The organism is Streptomyces sp. BJ20, assembly GCF_022869105.1.
Classification (GTDB): Bacteria; Actinomycetota; Actinomycetes; order Streptomycetales; family Streptomycetaceae; genus Streptomyces; species Streptomyces griseoincarnatus.
Window position 1 is genome coordinate 4,669,824 of sequence record NZ_CP094918.1, and the last position, 19,762, is coordinate 4,689,585.

Here is a 19,762-nt window from a genome sequence, read left to right on the forward strand (position 1 = left end):
CGTCGGTCACCCCGAGGTTGGCCCGGACGCCGTGCGGGGGCAACCCGGCGCACCGGACCGCCCCCGCACGGGTGGGTCAGCGGATGGGCATGCCCGAGAGGGTGCGGGCGATCACCAGGCGCTGGATCTCGCTGGTGCCCTCGAAGATGGTGTAGATCGCGGCGTCGCGGTGCATCCGCTCGACCGGGTACTCGCGGGTGTAGCCGTTGCCGCCGAGGATCTGGATGGCCTGGGCGGTGACCTTCTTGGCGGTCTCGCTGGCGAACAGCTTCGACATCGAGCCCTCGGCCGCCGTGAACGGCTTGCCGTTGACCCCCATCCAGGAGGCGCGCCACACCAGCAGGCGGGCGGCGTCGATCTGGGTGCGCATGTCGGCGAGCTGGAAGGCGACGCCCTGGTTGTCGATGATCGGACGGCCGAACTGCTCACGCGTCATGGCGTAGTCGAGGGCGACCTCGTACGCGGCGCGGGCGGTACCCACGGCCATGGCGCCGACGGCCGGGCGGGAGGCCTCGAAGGTGGCCATGGCGGCGTTCTTCACGCGCTCGCCGCCCTTCCTGGCCTTCTCACGGGCGCGGGCGAGACGCTCGTCGAGCTTCTCCTTGCCGCCGAGCAGACAGGAGCCGGGGACGCGCACGTCGTCGAGGACGACCTCGGCGGTGTGCGAGGCGCGGATGCCGTGCTTCTGGAACTTCTGGCCCTGGGACAGGCCCGGGGTGTCCGGCGGGATGATGAAGGACGCGTGGCCCTTGGAGCCGAGCTCGGGGTCGACGACCGCGACCACCACGTGGACGTTGGCGATGCCGCCGTTGGTCGCCCAGGTCTTGGTGCCGTTGATGACCCACTCGTCCTTGGCCTCGTCGTACACCGCGCGGGTGCGCATCGACGCCACGTCGGAGCCGGCGTCGGGCTCGGAGGAGCAGAAGGCCGCGACCTTCACGTCGTTCACGTCGCCGTACATCTGGGGGATCCAGGTGCCGATCTGCTCCTCGGTGCCGTTGGCGAGGACGCCGACGGCGGCGAGGCCGGTGCCGACGATCGACAGCGCGATGCCCGCGTCGCCCCAGAACAGCTCCTCCATCGCCATGGGGATGCCGAGACCGGTTGCGTCGAAGTACTGCTGGGCGTAGAAGTCCAGGGAGTAGATGCCGACCTTGGCCGCCTCCTGGATCACCGGCCAGGGGGTCTCCTCACGCTCGTCCCATTCGGCGGCGGCGGGGCGGATGACGTCGGCGGCGAAGCCGTGCAGCCAGTCCCGCACCTCCTTCTGCTCGTCGTTGAGCTCCATGGTGAACTCGGCCATGACCCCTCCAGCGGCGGCGCACGTGCGTGTTACTTGCGGTAACCCCAGTCTGTTACCGGCAAGTAGGAAAAGTCAACTCCCCAGGCAGGTCGGCATCCCGTTCGATGTCGGGGCCGTGATCAGTGTTAGTTTGCGCAGGCGTCACCGATTCAGCACGGGTGGGGAGAGCTCATGGACACCACACAGCGGACCGAGCAGCAGCGGTCCGCCGACCGACGCCGGCGCGAGCTGCTGGAGGCCGCCGACCGAGTGGTGCTGCGTGACGGCCCCGGGGCCTCGATGAACGCCATCGCCGCGGAGGCCGGCATCACCAAACCCATCCTCTACCGGCACTTCGGCGACAAGGGAGGACTCTACGCCGCCCTCGCCCAGCGCCACACCGACGCCCTGCTGGACTCCCTGCGGGCCGCGCTGGACGCTCCCGCGGAGCGGCGGGAGCGGGTCGAGGCCACGCTGGACACCTACCTGGCGGCGATCGAGGCGCGACCCCAGGTCTACCGCTTCCTGATGCACCCGGCGGAGGGCTCGCCGAGCGAGCAGGGCTTCGACGTGGGCAAGCACTCGGCGCCGCTGCTGCGCCGGATGGGCGAGGAGCTGGCCCAGGTGATCGAGGACCGCCTCGACCTCGGCCCCGGCAGCCACCAGCTGGCCCGGGTGTGGGGCCACGGCATCGTCGGCATGATGCACGCCGCCGGTGACTGGTGGCTCGGCGAACGCCCCTGCGGCCGCGCCGAGTTGGTGCGCAGCCTGGCCGACCTGCTGTGGGGCCGGCTGGCCGCGGCCGGCGACAAGGTGGGCGGCCCGGGCTTCTGACCCCGGACCTGCGCCGGGCTCAGGCGGGGCGGCGCCAGGAGGCGCGCGCGACCCGGCGCATCAGCTTGCGGTGCCGGCGGCCGTCGAGGCGGTCGGCGTAGACCGTGCCGTCCAGGTGGTCGCTCTCGTGCTGGAGGCAGCGGGCGAAGAAACCGGTGCCGTGCACGGTGACCGGCTCCCCGGTCACCGTGAAGCCCTCGACCACCGCGTGGTCGTACCGCTCCGTCCCCGCCTCCAGGCCGGGCAGCGACAGACAGCCCTCGGGTCCGCGCACCACCACCCCGTCCGTGACCACCGGCCGCGGGTTCACCACGTGCCCGAGGTGCCGTACGTCCTCGTCGTCGGGGCAGTCGAAGACGAACACCCGCAGCGGCACGCCGATCTGGTTCGCGGCCAGCCCCACTCCCTCGGCCGCGTACATGGTCGCGAACAAGTCCTCCACCAGATCCGCCAGTTCCGGACCGAAGTCGGCGACCTCCCCGCACGGCGTGTGCAGGACGGGGTCTCCGAGCAGGGTGAGGGGCCGTACGCGTCCGTGGACGCCGGGCAGAGAGCCGTGTCGCATGGCCGCAAGGGTACGGTCCTTGTATCCCCGCCCTGTCTCACGACGGAGCCGCGGTACTGGAGGGCGAATGGATCTCGATAGGCTGAGTCCACACCACGTGGCCGTCAGGCACAGACGCGGCGCGTACGCAAGGAGGATCGAGAACTGATGGCAGGCAACTCGGACCCGCTCACGCCGCGGGCCAAGCTGGCCGTGACCGCGGGCAAGGCGGTCGCAGCGGCATCCCGCGCCGCAGGGCGCGGCAGCGGTTCGGTGATCGGCGGCCGGGTGGCCCTGAAACTCGACCCCGAGCTTCTCCACCGGCTCGCCGCGCACCTGGACGTGACCCTCGTCTCGGCGACCAACGGCAAGACCACCACCACCCGGCTCATCGCCGAGGCGCTCAAGGCGGCCGGCCCGGTCGTCTCCAACGCGCTGGGCGCCAACATGCCGGCCGGCATCACCTCGGCCCTCGCGGCCGGCGAGGACGCCCGCTACGGCGTCATCGAGGTCGACGAGAAGTACCTGGTGGGCGTCGCGCAGGCCACCGAGCCCAAGTGCATCGCCCTGCTCAACCTCTCCCGCGACCAGCTCGACCGCGCCGCGGAGACCCGCATGCTCGCGGAGGCCTGGCGCGAGGGCCTGGCCGGCTCCAAGGCCGTGATCGTGGCCAACGCCGACGACCCGCTGGTGGTGTGGGCCGCGTCGTCCTCCCCCAACGTGATCTGGGTGGCCGCCGGCCAGATGTGGAAGGACGACGCCTGGTCCTGTCCGTCGTGCGGCGGCGTGATGCAGCGCCCCGGCGACGACTGGTTCTGCGGCGAGTGCGGCTTCCGCCGCCCCACCCCGAGCTGGGCGCTCTCCGGCGACCACGTGCTCGACCCGCACGGCTCCGCCTGGCCGATCCACCTCCAGCTGCCGGGCCGCGCCAACAAGGCCAACGCCGCGTCCTCCGCGGCCGTCGCCGCCGTCTTCGGGGTGCCGCCCCAGGTGGCCCTCGAGCGCATGTACCAGGTGCAGGCCGTGGCCGGCCGCTACGACGTCGTCCAGTTCCAGGGCCGTGACCTGCGGCTGCTGCTCGCGAAGAACCCCGCGGGCTGGCTGGAGACGTTCTCGCTGATCGACCCGCCGCCGACCCCGGTGATCCTGTCGGTGAACGCCCGCTCCGCCGACGGGACCGACACGTCCTGGCTGTGGGACGTCGACTACACCCGGCTCACCGGCCACCCGATCTGCGTCATCGGCGACCGGAAGCTGGACCTGGCGGTACGCCTCGAGGTCGCCAACCAGCAGTTCCAGGTGTGCGAGAACCTCGACCAGGCGGTCCAGATGTCGCCGCCGGGCCGGATCGAGGTCATCGCCAACTACACCGCGTTCCAGGACCTGCGCCGCCGCGTCGGCAACTGACCACGACACCTCAGGGGACTTGAAGTGAGCGACAACCAGCTGCGGGTCGTCTGGATCTACCCGGACCTGCTCAGCACCTACGGCGACCAGGGCAACGTCCTCGTCGTCGAGCGCCGGGCGCGGCAGCGCGGCCTGGACGTGGCGCGGCTCGACGTGCGCAGCGACCAGCCGATCCCGACCTCCGGCGACATCTACCTGATCGGCGGCGGCGAGGACCGCCCGCAGCGGCTGGCCGCCGAGCGGCTGCGCCGCGACGGCGGGCTGCACCGGGCCGTGGGGAACGGCGCGATCGTCTTCTCGGTCTGCGCCGGCTACCAGATCCTCGGCCACGAGTTCATCAACGACCTCGGCCAGCGCGAGCCCGGCCTCGGCCTGCTCGACGTGGTGTCGGTGCGCGGCGAGGGCGCGCGCTGCGTGGGCGACGTCCTCGCGGACATCAACCCGCAGCTGGGCCTGCCCCCGCTCACCGGGTTCGAGAACCACCAGGGCATCACCCACCTGGGCCCCACGGCACGCCCGTTCGCACAGGTGCGTTTCGGCAACGGCAACGGCACCGGGGACGGCACCGAGGGCGCGTACAACGACACCGTGTTCGGCACGTACATGCACGGTCCGGTGCTGGCGCGCAACCCGCAGATCGCGGACCTTCTGCTGAAGCTGGCGCTGGACGTCAACGCACTGCCGCCGACCGACGACCGCTGGTACGAGGCCCTGCGCGACGAGCGCATCGCCGCCGCCCAGCAGCCCGCGTAAGCGCCGGGACGACACCGCCGAGGAGGCGTCGGAGGGGCCTGGCACGGCCCGTCTGACGCCTCCTCCGCACAGGTGAGCGGCGTCGTCCAGCAGGCGGACGCGGGATGCGGCATCTCCCCCCGAAACGGCTAGGGTGGCGGGGATCGAGCCGGACAGCGCGGTCCGGTCCCGGCCCACTTCGAGAAGGTTGTTTCGGGCTATGCGCATTGGTGTCCTCACGTCCGGCGGCGACTGCCCCGGCCTGAACGCCGTCATCCGGTCCGTCGTGCACCGCGCCGTCGTCGACCACGGCGACGAGGTCATCGGCTTCCGCGACGGGTGGAAGGGCCTCCTGGAGTGCGACTACCTCAAGCTCGACCTCGACGCGGTGAGCGGCATCCTCGCCCGCGGCGGCACCATCCTCGGTTCCTCCCGGGTGCGTCCCGGGCATCTGCGGGACGGTGTGGAGCGGGCCCGGGGCCATGTCGAGGAGCTCGGTCTCGACGCGATCATCCCCATCGGCGGTGAGGGCACCCTCAAGGCGGCCCGGCTGCTGTCCGACAACGGTCTGCCGATAGTCGGCGTGCCGAAGACCATCGACAACGACATCGCCGTCACGGACGTCACCTTCGGGTTCGACACGGCCGTCGGCGTGGCCACCGAGGCGCTGGACCGGCTGAAGACCACCGCCGAGTCGCACCAGCGCGTGCTGATCGTGGAGGTCATGGGCCGCCACACCGGATGGATCGCACTGCATTCCGGCATGGCGGCCGGCGCACACGCCATCGTGGTGCCCGAGCGGCCCTTCGACATCGACGAGCTGACCGCGAAGGTCGGCGAGCGGTTCTCGGCCGGGAAGCGGTTCGCCATCGTCGTCGCGGCGGAGGGCGCCAAGCCGAAGGCCGGGACCATGGACTTCGACGAGGGCGGCAAGGACGTCTACGGGCACGAGCGGTTCGCGGGCATCGCCCGGCAGCTCTCCCTGGAGCTGGAGGAGCGGCTCGGCAAGGAGGCCCGCCCGGTGATCCTCGGCCACGTGCAGCGCGGCGGCACGCCCACCGCGTACGACCGGGTGCTGGCCACCCGGTTCGGCTGGCACGCGGTGGAGGCCGTGCACCGCGGCGACTTCGGGCGGATGACGGCGCTGCGCGGCACCGACATCGTGACGGTGTCGCTGGCAGAGGCCGTCGAGACGCTGAAGACGGTGCCCGAGGACCGGTACGCCGAGGCGGAGTGCGTGCTCTGACCTCTCCGCCGCCGCCCGTCCTCATGGACCGGCCGCACAGACCGCCCCCGGTGACGGACGTCGCCGGGGGCGGTTCTAGTCTGGTGCGGACCGATTGCGTACAACCTGGACGAAAATGGAGCCGGCGGATGGATCACAGCGGGCACGGCATGACCATGGATCTGCCGCCGTTCACGCTGGGCCGAGGGCTCGCCTGGTCGGCGGACCCGTTCTTCCTCGTCGCCTGCCTGCTGGCGCTCGCGCTGTACGGCTGGGGCGTGGCCCGGCTGCTCCGGCGCGGTGACAAGTGGCCGGTGGGGCGGACGGTCGCGTTCGTCACCGGTGTGCTGAGCATCGGGCTGGTGATGTGCACCGCGCTGAACGACTACGGCATGGTGATGTTCAGCGTGCACATGGTGCAGCACATGGTCATCAGCATGGTGTCGCCGATCCTGATCCTGCTCGGCGCCCCGATCACCCTGGCGCTGCGGGCGCTGCCCCCGGCGTCCGTGCGCGGCACCAAGGGGCCGCGCGAGCTGCTGCTGATGCTGCTGCACAGCCGCTACATGCGGGTCGTGACGCACCCGCTGTTCACCATCCCGATGTTCATCGCGAGCCTGTACGCCCTGTACTTCACCCCGCTGTTCGACTTCCTGATGGGGTCGGCGGTCGGGCACGCGGCGATGATGGTGCACTTCCTCGCCGTGGGCCTGGTCTTCTTCTGGCCGATCATGGGCGTCGACCCGGGTCCGCACCGGCCGGGTCACCTGATGCGGATGCTGGAGCTGTTCGCGGGCATGCCGTTCCACGCGTTCTTCGGCATCGCGCTGATGATGGCCTCCACCCCCATGGTCACGACCTTCCAGGACCCGCCCGCGTCGCTGGGCATCGACGCCCTGTCCGACCAGAACGCGGCCGGCGGCATCGCCTGGGCGTTCAGCGAGGTCCCGTCGGTGCTGGTGCTGATCGCGCTGCTGTTCCAGTGGTACGCCTCGGACCAGCGGCAGGCCCGCCGCCAGGACCGCGCCGCCGACCGGGACGGCGACAAGGAGCTGGAGGCGTACAACGCCTACCTGGCCTCCCTGAACGCACGCGGCAGCTAGGACCCGTCCCGAACCCGCCTCCTTTCTGGAAACCGGGGCACCATGGAGGGAACGGACCTGAGGAAGGTGTCGCGATGCCCGGTACCACGAACGGTTCCACCTCGACGAAGACCATGGGCGTGCTCACCGTCGGCGGCCTGGTCGCCGTGACGGCGTACACGGTGGCGCTCGGCAGCAACGGCTGGCTGTGGTTCATCTGGGTCGTCCTGGGCCTGCTCACCCTGGGGATGGTCGCGACCAGCAACGGCTGACCGGCACGCGCGCACGCGGCTCACCGCGGGGCGAGCCGCCGCGCCAGGTGGACGCCCGGCTGGTACTTCGGCAGCCGGACGGTGATCTTCATGCCCGCGCCCGCGGCCGTCTCGATGACCAGCCCGTGGTCGTCGCCGTAGACCTGGCGGAGGCGGTCGTCGACGTTGGACAGGCCGATGCCGCCGGTGGGGCTGACCTCGCGGGCGAGGATGCGGCGCAGCAGCGCGGGGTCCATGCCGGCGCCGTCGTCCTCGATGACCACGAGCGCCTCGGCGCCCGCGTCCTGCGCGGTGATCTGGATGTGGCACTTGTCGGCCTTGCCCTCCAGACCGTGCTTCACGGCGTTCTCCACCAGCGGCTGGAGGCACAGGAAGGGCAGCGCGACCGGCAGCACCTCTGGGGCGATCTGGAGGGTGACGGAGAGCCGGTCGCCGAAGCGCGCCCGCACCAGCGCCAGGTAGTGGTCGATGGCGTGCAGCTCGTCGGCGAGGGTGGTGAAGTCGCCGTGCCGGCGGAACGAGTAGCGGGTGAAGTCGGCGAACTCCAGCAGCAGCTCACGGGCGCGCTCGGGGTCGGTGCGCACGAAGGACGCGATCACGGCGAGCGAGTTGAAGATGAAGTGGGGGGAGATCTGCGCGCGCAGGGCGCGGATCTCCGCCTCGATCAGCCGGGTGCGGGACTGGTCCAGGTCGGCCAGCTCCAGCTGGACGGAGACCCAGCGGGCCACCTCGCCCGCGGCCCTGACCAGCACCGCGGACTCGCGGGGCGCGCAGGCGACGAGCGCGCCGTGCACCCGGTCGTCGACGGTGAGCGGGGCGACCACCGCCCAGCGGACGGTGCAGTCGGGGGTGTCGCAGGTCAACGGGAAGGCCTCGCCGCGGCCGGTGTCCAGGGGGCCGGTGAGGCGCTCCATGATCTCGGTGCGGTGGTGGGCGCCGACGCCGTCCCAGACGAGGACCTGCTCCCGGTCGGAGAGGCACAGGGCGTCCGTGCCGAGCAGCGAGCGCAGCTTGCGGGCCGCCTTGCGGGCGGTCTCCTCGGTGAGCCCGGCGCGCAGCGGGGGCGTGGCCAGCGAGGCGGTGTGCAGGGTCTCGAAGGTGGCGTGCTCGACGGGGGTGCCGAGCCCGGCGAGGCTCGCGGGCCGTGCCGTGCGCCGGCCCAGCCAGAAGCCGGCGGCCAGCAAGGGCAGCACGGCGACGAGCAGACCGGCGAGGAAACCGCTCATGCGGGCACCTCCGTACGCAGCTCTTCCGGCAGGTGGAAGCGGGCCAGTACCGCGGCCGTGCCGGGCGGCACCCGGCCGGGCGTGGCGAGAGAGACCAGCACCATGGTGAGGAAGCCGAGCGGCACCGACCAGAGGGCGGGCCAGGCGAGCAGCGCGTGCCACGGTCCGGCGCCCGGGTAACCGGCCATGGTGGCGGCCACGGCGAGGAACGCGGAGCCGCCGCCGACGAGCATCCCGGCGGCCGCGCCCGGCGGGGTGAGCCGCCGCCACCAGATCCCGAGGACCAGCAGCGGGCAGAACGAGGACGCGGACACGGCGAAGGCGAGGCCCACGGCGTCGGCCACGGGCAGCCCGCCGACCAGGATGCTCGCCGCCAGCGGGACGGCCATGGCGAGCACGGTGCCGAGGCGGAAGTGGCGCACGCCGCGGGAGGGCAGCACGTCCTGGGTGAGCACCCCGGCCACGGCCATGGTGAGTCCGGAGGCGGTGGACAGGAACGCGGCGAAGGCTCCCCCGGCGACCAGCGCCCCCAGCAGGTCGCCGCCGGTGCCTCCGATCATCCGTCCGGGCAGCAGCAGCACGGCGGCGTCCGCGTCCCCGGTGAGGGTGAGGTCGGGTGCGTAGAGGCGGCCGAGGGCTCCGTAGACGGGCGGCAGCAGGTAGAAGGCGCCGATCAGGCCGAGGACGGCGACGGTGGTGCGGCGGGCGGCCACGCCGTGCGGACTGGTGTAGAAGCGCACCACCACGTGCGGCAGGCCCATGGTGCCGAAGAAGGTGGCGAGGATCAGCCCGTACGTGGCGTACAGCGGGCGTTCCGCGCGGCTCTCGGCGCGGGAGGGCGACAGGGCGTCGTCGGCGCCGTTGCCGGTGGCGGGCACCTCGGCGCCCTCGGCGAAGGTGAGGCGGGTGCCGCCGTCGATGCGGTGCGTGCCGGCGGGGAGGCTGACCTCCGCGTCCTCGTGTTCCCGGCCGTCGACTGCGCCGTCCACGGTGACGGTGAGCGGTGCGGTCAGGCGCAGGTCGACGGTGTCGTCGACGCGCACCACGCGCTGTTCGCGGAATTCGGCGGGCTCGTCGAAGGCGTGGCTGGGCGCGCCGTCGCTCTGCCAGGCGATCACCAGGAAGAGGGCGGGCACCAGCAGGGCGGTGAGCTTGAGCCAGTACTGGAACGCCTGGACGAAGGTGATGCTGCGCATGCCGCCGGCGGCCACTATCACCGTGACGACGGCGGCGACGATCACCGCGCCGAGCCAGTCGGGCGCGCCGGTGAGCACGGTGAGGGTGAGTCCGGCGCCTTGGAGCTGGGGCAGCAGGTAGAGCCAGCCGACGCCGACGACGAGGGTGCCGGCGAGCCGCCGTACCACGTGCGAGGAGAGCCGGGCCTCGGCGAAGTCGGGCAGCGTGTAGGCGCCGGAGCGGCGCAGGGGCGCGGCGACGAAGAGCAGCAGCACCAGGTAGCCGGCGGTGTAGCCGACCGGGTACCAGAGCATGTCGGGGCCCTGGACCAGGACGAGTCCGGCGATGCCGAGGAAGGAGGCGGCGGAGAGGTACTCGCCGCTGATGGCGGCCGCGTTGAGGCGGGGGCCGACGGTGCGGGAGGCGACGTAGAAGTCGGAGGTGGTGCGGGATATGCGCAGGCCGAAGGCGCCGACGAGGACGGTCGCGACGGCGACGAGCGCGACGGCGGTGACGGCGTAGGCGGTGTTCACGGTGGTGCGGTTCCCGGGGTCTCAGCGGTCCTCGACGAGCCGGACGAAGTCGCGTTCGTTGCGTTCGGCGCGGCGGACGTACCAGCGGGCGAGCAGGACCAGCGGGGGGTAGAGCCCGAAGCCGAGGACCGCCCATTCCAGCCGGCGGGCGTCCGGGGCGGCGGCGAAGACCAGCGGCAGCGGGCCGATGAGCAGGGCGAGGACGGCGAACACGGTGAGTCCGGTGCGCAGCTGGATGCGCATGAGGGAGCGGACGTAGGTGTGACCCAGGGTGGTCTGCTCGTCGATCTCGGTGCGCGGGCGGTAGTAGCCGGACGTACGGCGGGCGCGGCGGGGCGGGCCGGTGACGACCACCCTGCGCTCGGCGGGTTCCTGCGGCATGCGGACCTCTCCCCCGTCAGCCCGTGGTCCGGCGCATCAGCAGATCGCGCAGCTCGCGGGCGTGGCGCCTGCTGACCTGGAGTTCCTCGGACCCGATCAGGACGCTCACCGTGCCCGCGTCGAGCCGCAGTTCGCCGATGTGGCGCAGGGCGACCAGATGGCGGCGGTGGATGCGGACGAAGCCGCGGGAGCGCCAGCGCTCCTCCAGGGTGACCAGCGGTATGCGCACCAGGTGGCTGCCGCGGTCGGTGTGCAGGCGGGCGTAGTCGCCCTGGGCCTCGACGTGGGTGATGTCGTCGACGGCGACGAACCGGGTGACGCCGCCCAGTTCGACGGCTATCTGGTCGGGGTCGGGTTCGTGCACGGGGATGCGCGGGGCTGCCTCGCGCGGGGTGGTGCCGCGCTGGGCGGCGGCCCGCCGCACGGCCTCGGCGAGGCGTTCCTTGCGGACGGGTTTGAGCACGTAGTCGACGGCCTTGAGGTCGAAGGCCTGGACGGCGAAGTCCTCGTGGGCGGTGACGAACACGACGAGCGGCGGCCGGGCGAAGCCGGTGAGCAGCCGGGCGAGGTCGAGTCCGTCGAGGCCGGGCATCTGGATGTCGAGGAAGACGACGTCGATGGCGTCGGGCCCGTCGGGTCCCGACTCCAGGGCGCGGTTGATGCGGCGCAGGGCCTCGGTGGCGTCGCCGGCGCCTTCCGCGCTCCCGATGCGCGGGTCGGCGTTCAGCAGGTACAGCAGCTCCTCCAGCGAGGGGCGTTCGTCGTCGACGGCGAGGGCGCGCAGCATGAACGTGGAGTGTAGGCGGGATCTCCGGGTCCGGACTACGTGCCGGACAAGGGCGTTTCACCCGGTTCGGCGCCGGTCCTCCTCCGGGGGACGCGCCCGGGGTGACCGCGGGGCCGCCGTGGATACAGTGCCCGCATGAACAGCAGGCCCACGCCGTTCGACGAACTCGACCGGAAGATCGTCACCGCTCTGATGGCGAACGCCAGGACGTCCTTCGCGGAGATCGGCGCCTCCGTCGGGCTGTCGGCGACGGCCGTCAAGCGCCGGGTGGACCGGCTGCGGGAGACCGGGGTGATCACCGGGTTCACCGCGACCGTGCGGCCGTCCGCGCTGGGCTGGCGCACCGAGGCCTACGTGGAGGTGTACTGCGAGGGGGCGGCGCCGCCGCGCCGGCTGGCGGAGGTGGTGCGCAACCATCCGGAGATCGCCGCGGCGATGACGGTGACCGGGGGCGCGGACGCGCTGCTGCACGTGCGGGCGCGGGACGTGGAGCACTTCGAGGAGGTGCTGGAGCGGATCCGCCAGGAGCCGTTCATCCGGAAGACGATCAGCGTGATGGTGCTGTCGCACCTGCTGCCCGACAGTCCTGAGGCGGGAGTGACTCAGCCCGCCCCGGACGGCGCACCAGACGTGCGCCGAGGCCGTGAAGGACGCAGCGATCCTGCGTGAAGACGCAGGATCCGTCGCTTGTCGGCCGCTGGGCCGCGTTCCTACCGTGGAGTCACCCCTAGTCGACACCGTGTGAAGCGGAGGAACCCCTTCGTGCCCGAATCACGTGTGGCGCGCCCACGGCGCTATCTCGTCTGCGAACCCAGGTTCTTCGCCGTGCGGTACGCGATCAATCCCTGGATGCGTCCGGACCGACCCGTCGACGTCTCACTCGCCCGGCGGCAGTGGCTGTCGCTGGTCGACGCCTACCGCCGCCACGGCCATACCGTGGAGACCGTGGAACCGCTGCCCGGTCTGCCCGACATGGTGTTCGCCGCGAACGCGGCGGTCGTCGTGGACGGGCGGGTGTTCGGCTCGCGGTTCCACGCGCCGGAGCGGCGCCCGGAGTCGGTGCCGTACGCGGCCTGGTTCAAGGCGCACGGGTTCGACGTCCAGCATCCGGAGTCCGTGTGCGAGGGCGAGGGCGACCTGGTGCCCGCCGGGCGCTGGATCCTCGCCGGGACCGGCTTCCGCACCGCGCCCGAGGCGCACCGTGAGGCCCAGGAGTTCTTCGGCGTGCCGGTGATCGGCCTGACACTGGTGGACCCGTACTTCTATCACCTGGACACGGCGCTGTTCGTGCTGGACGAGGAGAACGTCGCGTACTGCCCGGAGGCGTTCTCGCCGGGCAGCCGTGAGGTGCTGGAGCGGCTGTACCCGGACGCGGTCCTCGCCACCCGGGAGGACGCCATGGCGTTCGGCCTGAACTCCGTCTCGGACGGCCGTCATGTGTTCATCTCGCCGGAGGCGACGGCCCTCGCCGACCGGCTCGCCGACCGCGGTTACGTCCCCGTCCCCGTCGGCCTGTCCGAGTTCCACAAGGCGGGCGGGGGCATCAAGTGCTGCACTCAGGAGATCCGCTCATGACCTCTGCCCCCCGTACGCGTTCGTCCGCCGAGCTGATCGCGGCGGAGGAGCCGGTCCTCGCGCACAACTACCATCCGCTGCCCGTGGTCGTCGCCCGCGCGGAGGGCGCCTGGGTGGAGGACGTGGAGGGCCGGAAGTACCTGGACATGCTGGCCGGCTACTCGGCGCTGAACTTCGGCCACCGGCATCCGGCGCTGATCGAGGCGGCACACCGCCAGCTGGACCGGCTCACGCTGACCTCGCGCGCCTTCCACAACGACCGGCTGGCGGAGTTCGCGGAGCGGCTGGCCGCGCTGACCGGCCTGGACATGGTGCTGCCCATGAACACCGGCGCGGAGGCGGTGGAGAGCGGCATCAAGGTGGCCCGCAAGTGGGCCTACGACGTGAAGGGCGTCCCCGCCGACCGGGCGACGATCGTGGTGGCGGCGGACAACTTCCACGGTCGGACGACGACCATCGTCAGCTTCTCCACGGACGAGACCGCCCGCTCCGGGTTCGGCCCCTTCACCCCGGGGTTCCGGGTAGTGCCGTACAACGACCTCGGGGCTCTGGAGGAGGCGGTCGACGAGACGACGGCGGCGGTGCTGATCGAGCCGGTCCAGGGCGAGGCGGGCGTGGTCGTCCCGGACGACGGCTATCTCTCCGGGGTGCGGGAGCTCACCCGGCGCGCCGGGTGCCTGTTCGTCGCGGACGAGATCCAGTCGGGGCTCGGCCGCACCGGGCGCACGCTGGCCGTGGAGCACGAGTCGGTCGTGCCGGACGTGGTGCTGCTGGGCAAGGCGCTGGGTGGCGGCATCGTCCCGGTGTCGGCGGTGGCGGCCCGGCGTGAGGTGCTCCAGGTACTCCACCCGGGCGAACACGGGTCGACGTTCGGCGGGAACCCGCTGGCGGCCGCCGTGGGCACGGCCGTGGTGGAGCTGCTGGAGACCGGCGAGTTCCAGCGGCGCGCGGCCGACCTGGGCGTGGTGCTGCGGGAGGGCCTTGAGGCGCTGGTCGGCAAGGGCGTCACCGGCTTCCGCAGCCGGGGCCTGTGGGCGGGCGTGGACGTCGACCCGGCTCTCGGCACCGGCCGGGAGGTCAGCGAGCGTCTGATGCGCGAGGGGATTCTCGTGAAGGACACGCACGGCTCGACCGTCCGGCTGGCCCCGCCGCTGACCGTCACCGCGGACGAGCTGCGGGAGGCGCTGCGCACGCTGGAGAAGGTGCTCAGCCGCCAGGTCTGACCCTCTGCCCGACGCCCCCGGCCGTCTCCGGCGGGGGCGTCGGCGTGTCCGGGGGCGTGGCGGACGACGGGTGCGGTGCACCAGTGGCCCACCTCTGGGAAGCCCTGGGCCGGTCATCGGGGTGAAGATGGGGTCTAGCGGGGACAAAGACGACATAAAACTCTCAGCGACAGAGAGGCCGTCCGTGGGCGGACAGAAGGAGCAGGGAGGAGCCCGGCAGGGGTTCGACGTGGCCGACGCCGCGCCGCTGCTGCTGGACCCGCACGGTCTGGTGGCGGGCTGGACGGTGCACGCGGAGCGGCTGCTGGGACACGGCGCGGCGGAGGCGGTGGGCCGGAAGTTCGCCGATCTGCTGGAGGCCGAGGACGCCGAGCGGATGGAGGACCTGCTCGCCCGGTGCCGCACCGGCGCCGACTGGACGGGGCTGATGACGGCCCTCCACCGGGACGGGCAGCCGGTGCCGGTGTCGGTGCGGGTCGCCCCGACGACGGCGCCGCAGGGCCGCCCGGCGGTGCTGGTGCTGCTGTCGGAGCTGGGCGGCGGCGCGCGGGGCTGGGACATGAGCCGCGGAGTGCTGGAACAGATCGTCGCCGGCAACCCCATCGGCATCGCCATCGTGGACACCGAGCTGCGCTTCGTGTGGTCCAACGCGGCCCTGGAGCGGTGGGGCGGCGGTCCGGGCCGGAGCCGGGTGGGGCTGCGGGTCGCCGACGTCCAGCCGGGCATGGACAGCGAGGCCGTCGAGGAGCGGATGCGGCACGTGCTGGAGACCGGCGAGCAGGTGATCGACTACGAGTACGTCGGCCGGGTGCGCTCGGCGCCGCTGCGGGAGACCGCGCAGATGCTGTCGTTCACCCGCCTCGAGGACGACCGGGGCGACCCGATGGGTGTGTACTACACCGTCGTGGACGTCACCGACCGGCACCGTGCCCGGGAGCGCCTCGCCCTGCTCGACCGGGCCGGCCGGTACATCGGCCGCACCCTCGACGTGATGACCACCGCGCAGGAGCTGGCGGACGTCGCCGTGCCCGGCCTCGCCGACTTCGTCACCGTGGACCTGCTGGAGACGGTGCTGCGGGGCGCCGAGCCGGTCCCGGAGCCGCTCGCCGGGTCCGAGCGGATGCCGCTGCGCCGCGCCGGCCACCGGTCCCTGTACGAGGATCTGCCGCGGACGACCGTGGACAGCGGCGCGGTCGTCTCCTACCTGGCGGGCTCCCCGCCCGTACGGTGCCTGGCCACGGGGCGGTCCTGGCGGCAGGAACAGCTCGACCCGCTGGCGGTGGAATGGGCCGCGGGCGCGCCGGACGGCCGGGAGTCCACCTTCCTGGAGCTGGGCCTGCAGAGCGTGATGATCGTCCCGATCCGGGCGCGCGGCGTCACCCTGGGCCTCACCACGTTCTTCCGCCGCCGTCAGAGCCCCTTCGACGCGGACGACCTGCACCTGGCCGAGGACCTGGTCTCGCGCGCCGCCGTCTGCGTGGACAACGCCCGCCGCTACACCCGCGAGCGGGACGCCGCGCTGGTGCTCCAGCGCAGTCTGCTGCCGCGCCGGCTGCCCGACCAGGACGCCGTCGAGGTGGCCGCCTGCTACCGGCCCGCCGACGAGCTGACCGGGCTGGGCGGCGACTGGTACGACCTGATCCCGTTGTCGGGCGCCCGGGTCGCGCTGGTGGTCGGCGAGGTGCCGGGGCACGGCATCGACGCCGCCGCGGCCATGGGACGGCTGCGCACGGCGGTCCGCACGCTCGCCGCGATCGACCTGCCGCCCGAGGAGGTGCTGGCGCACCTGGACGACCTGGCTCTCCGCTCCGCCCGGGACGACGGGGACGGGGAGGGGGACGACGACGGGGAGGGCGCGGTCGGGCACGGCAGCTCGGTCGGCTCCGTGTGCGTGTACGTGGTGTACGACCCGGCGGACGGGCGGTGCACGATGGCCGCCGCTGGGCATCCGGCGCCGGCGGTGGTCGCGCCGGACGGCACGGTCGGCTTCGTGGATCTGCCGCAGGGGCCCGCCCTCGGGGTGGGCGGTCCGCCGTTCGAGGCGGTGGAGCTGTCGCTGGACGAGGGCAGCACGCTGGTGCTGCACACGGACGGGCTGCTGGCGCACGGCGACGGCGGCGCGGAGGAGGCGGGACGGGAGCGGCTGCGGCGGGCCCTGGAGGGCACGGAACGCGAGCTTCGGCCCCGCTGCCAGGCGGTGGTCGACGCCCTTGTCCCGGCCCGTCCGGAGGACGACGTGGCGCTGTTGATGGCGCGGACCAGGCGGCTCGCGCCGGAGCAGGTCGCGGCGTGGGACCTGCCGTCGGACCCGGCGGTGGTGGCGGACGCCCGCAGGACCGCCCAGGACCAGCTCTCCCGCTGGGGTCTCGACGCGGAGCTGAAGTTCACCACGGAGCTGCTGGTCAGCGAGCTGGTGACGAACGCGATCCGGCACGCCTCCGGACGGGTGCGGCTGCGGCTGATCCGGGAGCGGACGCTGGTGTGCGAGGTGCTCGACGGCGGAGCGAGCGCCCCGCATCTGCGGCATCCGCGCGCGATGGACGAGGGCGGCCGGGGGCTGCTGCTGGTGTCGCAGCTCGCGGAGCGGTGGGGTACGCGGTTCGTGCCCGACGGGAAGATCATCTGGGCGGAGCAGCCGCTGACCACGTCCCCGGAGTGAGGCGGGGCCATGGCGGACACGACGATCGACTTCGAGGCGGTGTACCGGGCACTCCCGGGCATGGTGGCGCTGCTGACCCCGGACCTGGTGTTCGCCGACGTCAACGACGCGTACGTGCGCGGCACGGGACGTCCGCGCGCGTCCCTGCTGGGCCGCCACGTGTTCGACGTGTTCCCGGAGTCGCTGAACTCCCCCGCCGCGAGCCACTCGCACCATCTGCGGGCCTCGCTGCTGCGGGTACTTGCCACCGGCGAACGGGACGCGATGGCCTTGCAGCGCTACGACGTCGAGTCCCCCGAGCACTCGGGGAACTGGCACGAGCACTACTGGTCGCCGGTGAACAGCCCGGTGCTCGGACCGGACGGCCGGGTCCGGCTGATCGTGCACCGGGTCGAGGAGGTCACCGAGTTCGTGCGGGCCCGGGGGCTCGACGGCGACACGGCGGGACGGGTGCTGGAGGCCGAGCTGTACACCCGCGCCCGGGAGCTTCAGGAGCTCAACAACCGGCTGCACGAGGCGCACGCCCGGGAGCGTGAGGTGGCCCTGGTGCTGCAGAAGGCGATGCTGCCGGCGCACCGGCAGGTCGGCCATCGCAGGGCCGCGGTGCGCTACCGGCCTGCGGTGGGCGCGCTCAACGTGTGCGGGGACTGGTACGACCTGGTCGACCTGGTGGGCGGCCACCGCATCGGCGTGTCGGTGGGCGACGTCGTGGGGCACGGCCTGGAGGCGGCCGGGGTCATGGGCCAGCTGCGCAGTGCGCTGAGCGCCGCGTCCCGGGTGGCGGACGGGCCGGCCCAGGCGCTGAACGTGCTCGGCCGGTACGCGAACGTGGTGGACGGCGCCGAGTCGGCGACGGCCGTGACCACGTTCATCGACTTCGACCGGCACGTCCTGACCTACAGCAGCGCGGGCCATCCGCCTCCGGTGCTGCTGCACGACGACGGGCGGGTGGAGTTCCTCGACCGGGCGACGGACCCGCCACTGGACGCCCGTCCGGATCCGCAGCCGCGGCCGCAGGCGTCCACGGCCTTCGAGCCGGGGGCGACCCTCGTGCTCTACACCGACGGGCTGATCGAGCGGCGGCGGGAGGACATCGACGTCGGGCTGCGGCGGCTGGCGGAGTCCCTGCGCCACCACCGGGCACTGGACCCGGAGCCGCTGGCGGACACGGTGCTGCGTGAACTGCTGCCGCCGGGCGGCGCCACGGACGACACGGCGCTGGTCGTCGTACGGCTGTGACGGAACCCGCCGTCAGGCGCCGGTGTGCTCGCCGCCGAGACGGGTGCTGGGCACCCGCCGTCAGGCGCGGTGTGGACACCGCCGAGACGGGTGGCGGGCACCCGCCGTCAGGCGCCGGTGCGCTCGCCGTCGAGGCGGGTGGTGCGCTCCACGTTGGCCCGGTCCTCGGGGTCGTCGCTGGGCCGCCCGGCGAACCAGGCGTCGAGGATCTCCTGGAGCAGCGGGACCGAGGTGAGCCGCAGGCCGATCGCCAGCACGTTGGCGTCGTTCCAGCGGCGGGCGCCGTCTGCGGTGTACGCGTCGGTGCACAGGGCGGCCCGGACGCCGGGCACCTTGTTCGCGGCGATCGAGGCACCGGTCCCGGTCCAGCAGCACACCACCGCCTGGTCGGCCCTCCCGTCGGCGACGTCGCGGGCGGCGGCCTCCGAGCAGACGGCCCACCGCGGGTCGTCGCCGGGGCTCAGGGCGCCGTGGACGCGCACCTCGTGGCCGCGCTCGCGCAGGGCGTCGACCAGGGCGCGGGCGACCGGTTCGTCCATGTCGGAGGAGACGGAGAACCGCATACTGTCGAGCGTACCGGCCGGTGCGCGGGCGGCGGCCGCCCGGTGTGCGGGCGGCTGTCCGGGGCGACGGGTTCCGGTTCCCGTCGAACCTGGTGCCCGGGCCCGTCACCCGGTCCTAGACTGGCCGTTCACGACGTGCCGGATGACCTGCTGGAACGCGGCGATCCCGTCGTTTCCCAGAGTCGAGGAGCGTGCATTTGTTCTACTACCTGCTCAAATACGTGCTGTTGGGCCCGCTGCTCAGACTGGTCTTCCGGCCCCGGATCGAGGGCCTGGCACATGTCCCGTCCTCCGGCGCCGCGATCGTGGCGGGGAACCATCTGTCGTTCTCGGACCACTTCCTGATGCCGGCCGTGCTGAAGCGCCGCATCACCTTCCTCGCCAAGGCCGAGTACTTCACCGGCCCGGGCCTCAAGGGGCGGCTGACGGCGTTCTTCTTCCACAGCGCCGGCCAGATCCCCGTCGACCGTTCCGGCAAGGAGGCCGGGCAGGCGGCGATCCGCGAGGGGCTCGGGGTGCTGAGCAAGGGGGAACTGCTCGGCATCTACCCGGAGGGCACCCGGTCGCACGACGGCCGCCTCTACAAGGGCAAGGTCGGCGTGGCGGTGATGGCCCTCAAGGCGGGCGTCCCGGTGGTGCCCTGCGCGATGATCGGGACGTTCGAGGCGCAGCCGCCCGGCCGGAAGATCCCCCGCATCCACCCGGTGGTGATCCGCTTCGGCGAGCCCCTGGACTTCTCTCGCTACCAGGGCATGGAGAAGGAGAAGGCGGTCCTGCGGGCCGTCACCGACGAGATCATGTACGCCATCCTCTCCCTCTCCGAGCAGGAGTACGTCGACCGGTACGCGGCCGACGTGAAGGCCGCGGAGGAGAAGCGCAAGGCGGAGGAGAAGCGGCGGGCGCCACGCATGCCGCTGCGGTGAGCACGCGGACACGGGTGAGGGGCGGCCGGAGTGTTCCGGCCGCCCCTCACTGCCGTGCGGTACGGCTTCGGCGTGGCGTGCCGGACGCAGGTCACGTCG

19 protein-coding genes are annotated in these 19,762 nt (G+C 72.7%); 12 read left to right on the top strand and 7 right to left on the bottom strand.

Going from position 1 to position 19,762, the window contains the following annotated elements:
• Window positions 1–76: 76 nt before the first annotated feature.
• On the bottom strand, window positions 77–1,303 hold the full coding sequence (locus tag MTR79_RS21015) for an acyl-CoA dehydrogenase family protein (RefSeq protein ID WP_086700817.1): 1,227 nt from the start codon (window positions 1,301–1,303) through the stop codon (window positions 77–79).
• 171 nt (window positions 1,304–1,474) lie between these two features.
• Here MTR79_RS21015 and MTR79_RS21020 point away from each other — a divergent pair, with 171 nt between their 5' ends.
• Window positions 1,475–2,116 carry a TetR family transcriptional regulator gene (locus tag MTR79_RS21020; protein WP_048456360.1) on the top strand — a complete coding sequence of 214 codons (642 nt, stop codon included), beginning with the start codon at window positions 1,475–1,477 and terminating at the stop codon, window positions 2,114–2,116.
• 19 nt (window positions 2,117–2,135) lie between these two features.
• On the opposite strand, the gene def is transcribed toward MTR79_RS21020, so the two are convergent.
• Window positions 2,136–2,681: a peptide deformylase gene (gene def, locus MTR79_RS21025; RefSeq protein ID WP_189364068.1), complete on the bottom strand. Its 546-nt coding sequence runs from the start codon at window positions 2,679–2,681 to the stop codon at window positions 2,136–2,138.
• Window positions 2,682–2,828: 147 nt separating this feature from the next.
• On the opposite strand from def, the gene MTR79_RS21030 reads away from it, so the two are divergent.
• The 5 genes from MTR79_RS21030 to MTR79_RS21050 all read left to right on the top strand — a co-directional run bounded on the left by MTR79_RS21030 (window position 2,829) and on the right by MTR79_RS21050 (window position 7,378).
• Entirely contained in the window at window positions 2,829–4,067 is a 1,239-nt protein-coding gene (locus MTR79_RS21030) for a MurT ligase domain-containing protein (RefSeq protein ID WP_019524724.1), read from the top strand.
• 24 nt (window positions 4,068–4,091) lie between these two features.
• Window positions 4,092–4,820, top strand: coding sequence for a glutamine amidotransferase (locus MTR79_RS21035; protein WP_048456358.1), 729 nt, complete (start codon window positions 4,092–4,094; stop codon window positions 4,818–4,820).
• Window positions 4,821–5,019: 199 nt separating this feature from the next.
• Complete coding sequence (locus tag MTR79_RS21040) at window positions 5,020–6,045, top strand: 6-phosphofructokinase (protein ID WP_189364069.1); 1,026 nt, start codon at window positions 5,020–5,022, stop codon at window positions 6,043–6,045.
• A gap of 128 nt (window positions 6,046–6,173) precedes the next feature.
• A complete protein-coding gene (locus MTR79_RS21045) occupies window positions 6,174–7,127 on the top strand; it encodes a cytochrome c oxidase assembly protein (protein WP_086700812.1) in 954 nt (317 codons plus the stop codon).
• A 74-nt stretch (window positions 7,128–7,201) separates the two neighbouring features.
• Complete coding sequence (locus MTR79_RS21050) at window positions 7,202–7,378, top strand: hypothetical protein (protein WP_026243795.1); 177 nt, start codon at window positions 7,202–7,204, stop codon at window positions 7,376–7,378.
• Window positions 7,379–7,398: 20 nt separating this feature from the next.
• Here MTR79_RS21050 and MTR79_RS21055 read toward each other — a convergent pair whose 3' ends face one another.
• The 4 genes from MTR79_RS21055 to MTR79_RS21070 are packed head-to-tail and all read right to left on the bottom strand — an operon-like array spanning window position 7,399 to window position 11,481.
• Window positions 7,399–8,604 carry a histidine kinase gene (locus MTR79_RS21055; RefSeq protein ID WP_086700811.1) on the bottom strand — a complete coding sequence of 402 codons (1,206 nt, stop codon included), beginning with the start codon at window positions 8,602–8,604 and terminating at the stop codon, window positions 7,399–7,401.
• On the bottom strand, window positions 8,601–10,313 hold the full coding sequence (locus tag MTR79_RS21060) for a cation acetate symporter (RefSeq protein WP_086700809.1): 1,713 nt from the start codon (window positions 10,311–10,313) through the stop codon (window positions 8,601–8,603). The genes MTR79_RS21055 and MTR79_RS21060 overlap by 4 nt, the downstream gene beginning before the upstream one ends.
• Before the next feature lie 21 nt (window positions 10,314–10,334).
• On the bottom strand, window positions 10,335–10,694 hold the full coding sequence (locus MTR79_RS21065) for a hypothetical protein (protein WP_033277188.1): 360 nt from the start codon (window positions 10,692–10,694) through the stop codon (window positions 10,335–10,337).
• Between the two features lie 16 nt (window positions 10,695–10,710).
• Window positions 10,711–11,481: a LytTR family DNA-binding domain-containing protein gene (locus MTR79_RS21070; RefSeq protein WP_086700807.1), complete on the bottom strand. Its 771-nt coding sequence runs from the start codon at window positions 11,479–11,481 to the stop codon at window positions 10,711–10,713.
• Between the two features lie 135 nt (window positions 11,482–11,616).
• Between MTR79_RS21070 and MTR79_RS21075 the strand changes: the two genes are divergently transcribed.
• From MTR79_RS21075 to MTR79_RS21095, 5 genes are all read left to right on the top strand, one after another.
• Window positions 11,617–12,150: an Lrp/AsnC family transcriptional regulator gene (locus MTR79_RS21075; protein WP_086700806.1), complete on the top strand. Its 534-nt coding sequence runs from the start codon at window positions 11,617–11,619 to the stop codon at window positions 12,148–12,150.
• Between the two features lie 93 nt (window positions 12,151–12,243).
• Window positions 12,244–13,056, top strand: coding sequence for a dimethylargininase (gene ddaH / locus MTR79_RS21080; RefSeq protein WP_189364071.1), 813 nt, complete (start codon window positions 12,244–12,246; stop codon window positions 13,054–13,056).
• Window positions 13,053–14,279: an ornithine--oxo-acid transaminase gene (rocD, locus tag MTR79_RS21085; protein ID WP_086700803.1), complete on the top strand. Its 1,227-nt coding sequence runs from the start codon at window positions 13,053–13,055 to the stop codon at window positions 14,277–14,279. Before ddaH ends, rocD begins: the two co-directional genes overlap by 4 nt.
• Window positions 14,280–14,463: 184 nt before the next feature.
• Entirely contained in the window at window positions 14,464–16,938 is a 2,475-nt protein-coding gene (locus MTR79_RS21090) for a SpoIIE family protein phosphatase (protein ID WP_244791766.1), read from the top strand.
• Between the two features lie 9 nt (window positions 16,939–16,947).
• On the top strand, window positions 16,948–18,177 hold the full coding sequence (locus MTR79_RS21095; RefSeq protein WP_244791768.1) for a SpoIIE family protein phosphatase: 1,230 nt from the start codon (window positions 16,948–16,950) through the stop codon (window positions 18,175–18,177).
• A gap of 107 nt (window positions 18,178–18,284) precedes the next feature.
• Here the strand turns inward: MTR79_RS21095 and MTR79_RS21100 are convergent, their stop codons facing one another.
• Window positions 18,285–18,740, bottom strand: coding sequence for an RpiB/LacA/LacB family sugar-phosphate isomerase (locus tag MTR79_RS21100; RefSeq protein ID WP_244791770.1), 456 nt, complete (start codon window positions 18,738–18,740; stop codon window positions 18,285–18,287).
• 197 nt (window positions 18,741–18,937) lie between these two features.
• Between MTR79_RS21100 and MTR79_RS21105 the strand changes: the two genes are divergently transcribed.
• Window positions 18,938–19,663: a lysophospholipid acyltransferase family protein gene (locus MTR79_RS21105; RefSeq protein WP_102642125.1), complete on the top strand. Its 726-nt coding sequence runs from the start codon at window positions 18,938–18,940 to the stop codon at window positions 19,661–19,663.
• Window positions 19,664–19,762 lie beyond the last annotated feature (99 nt).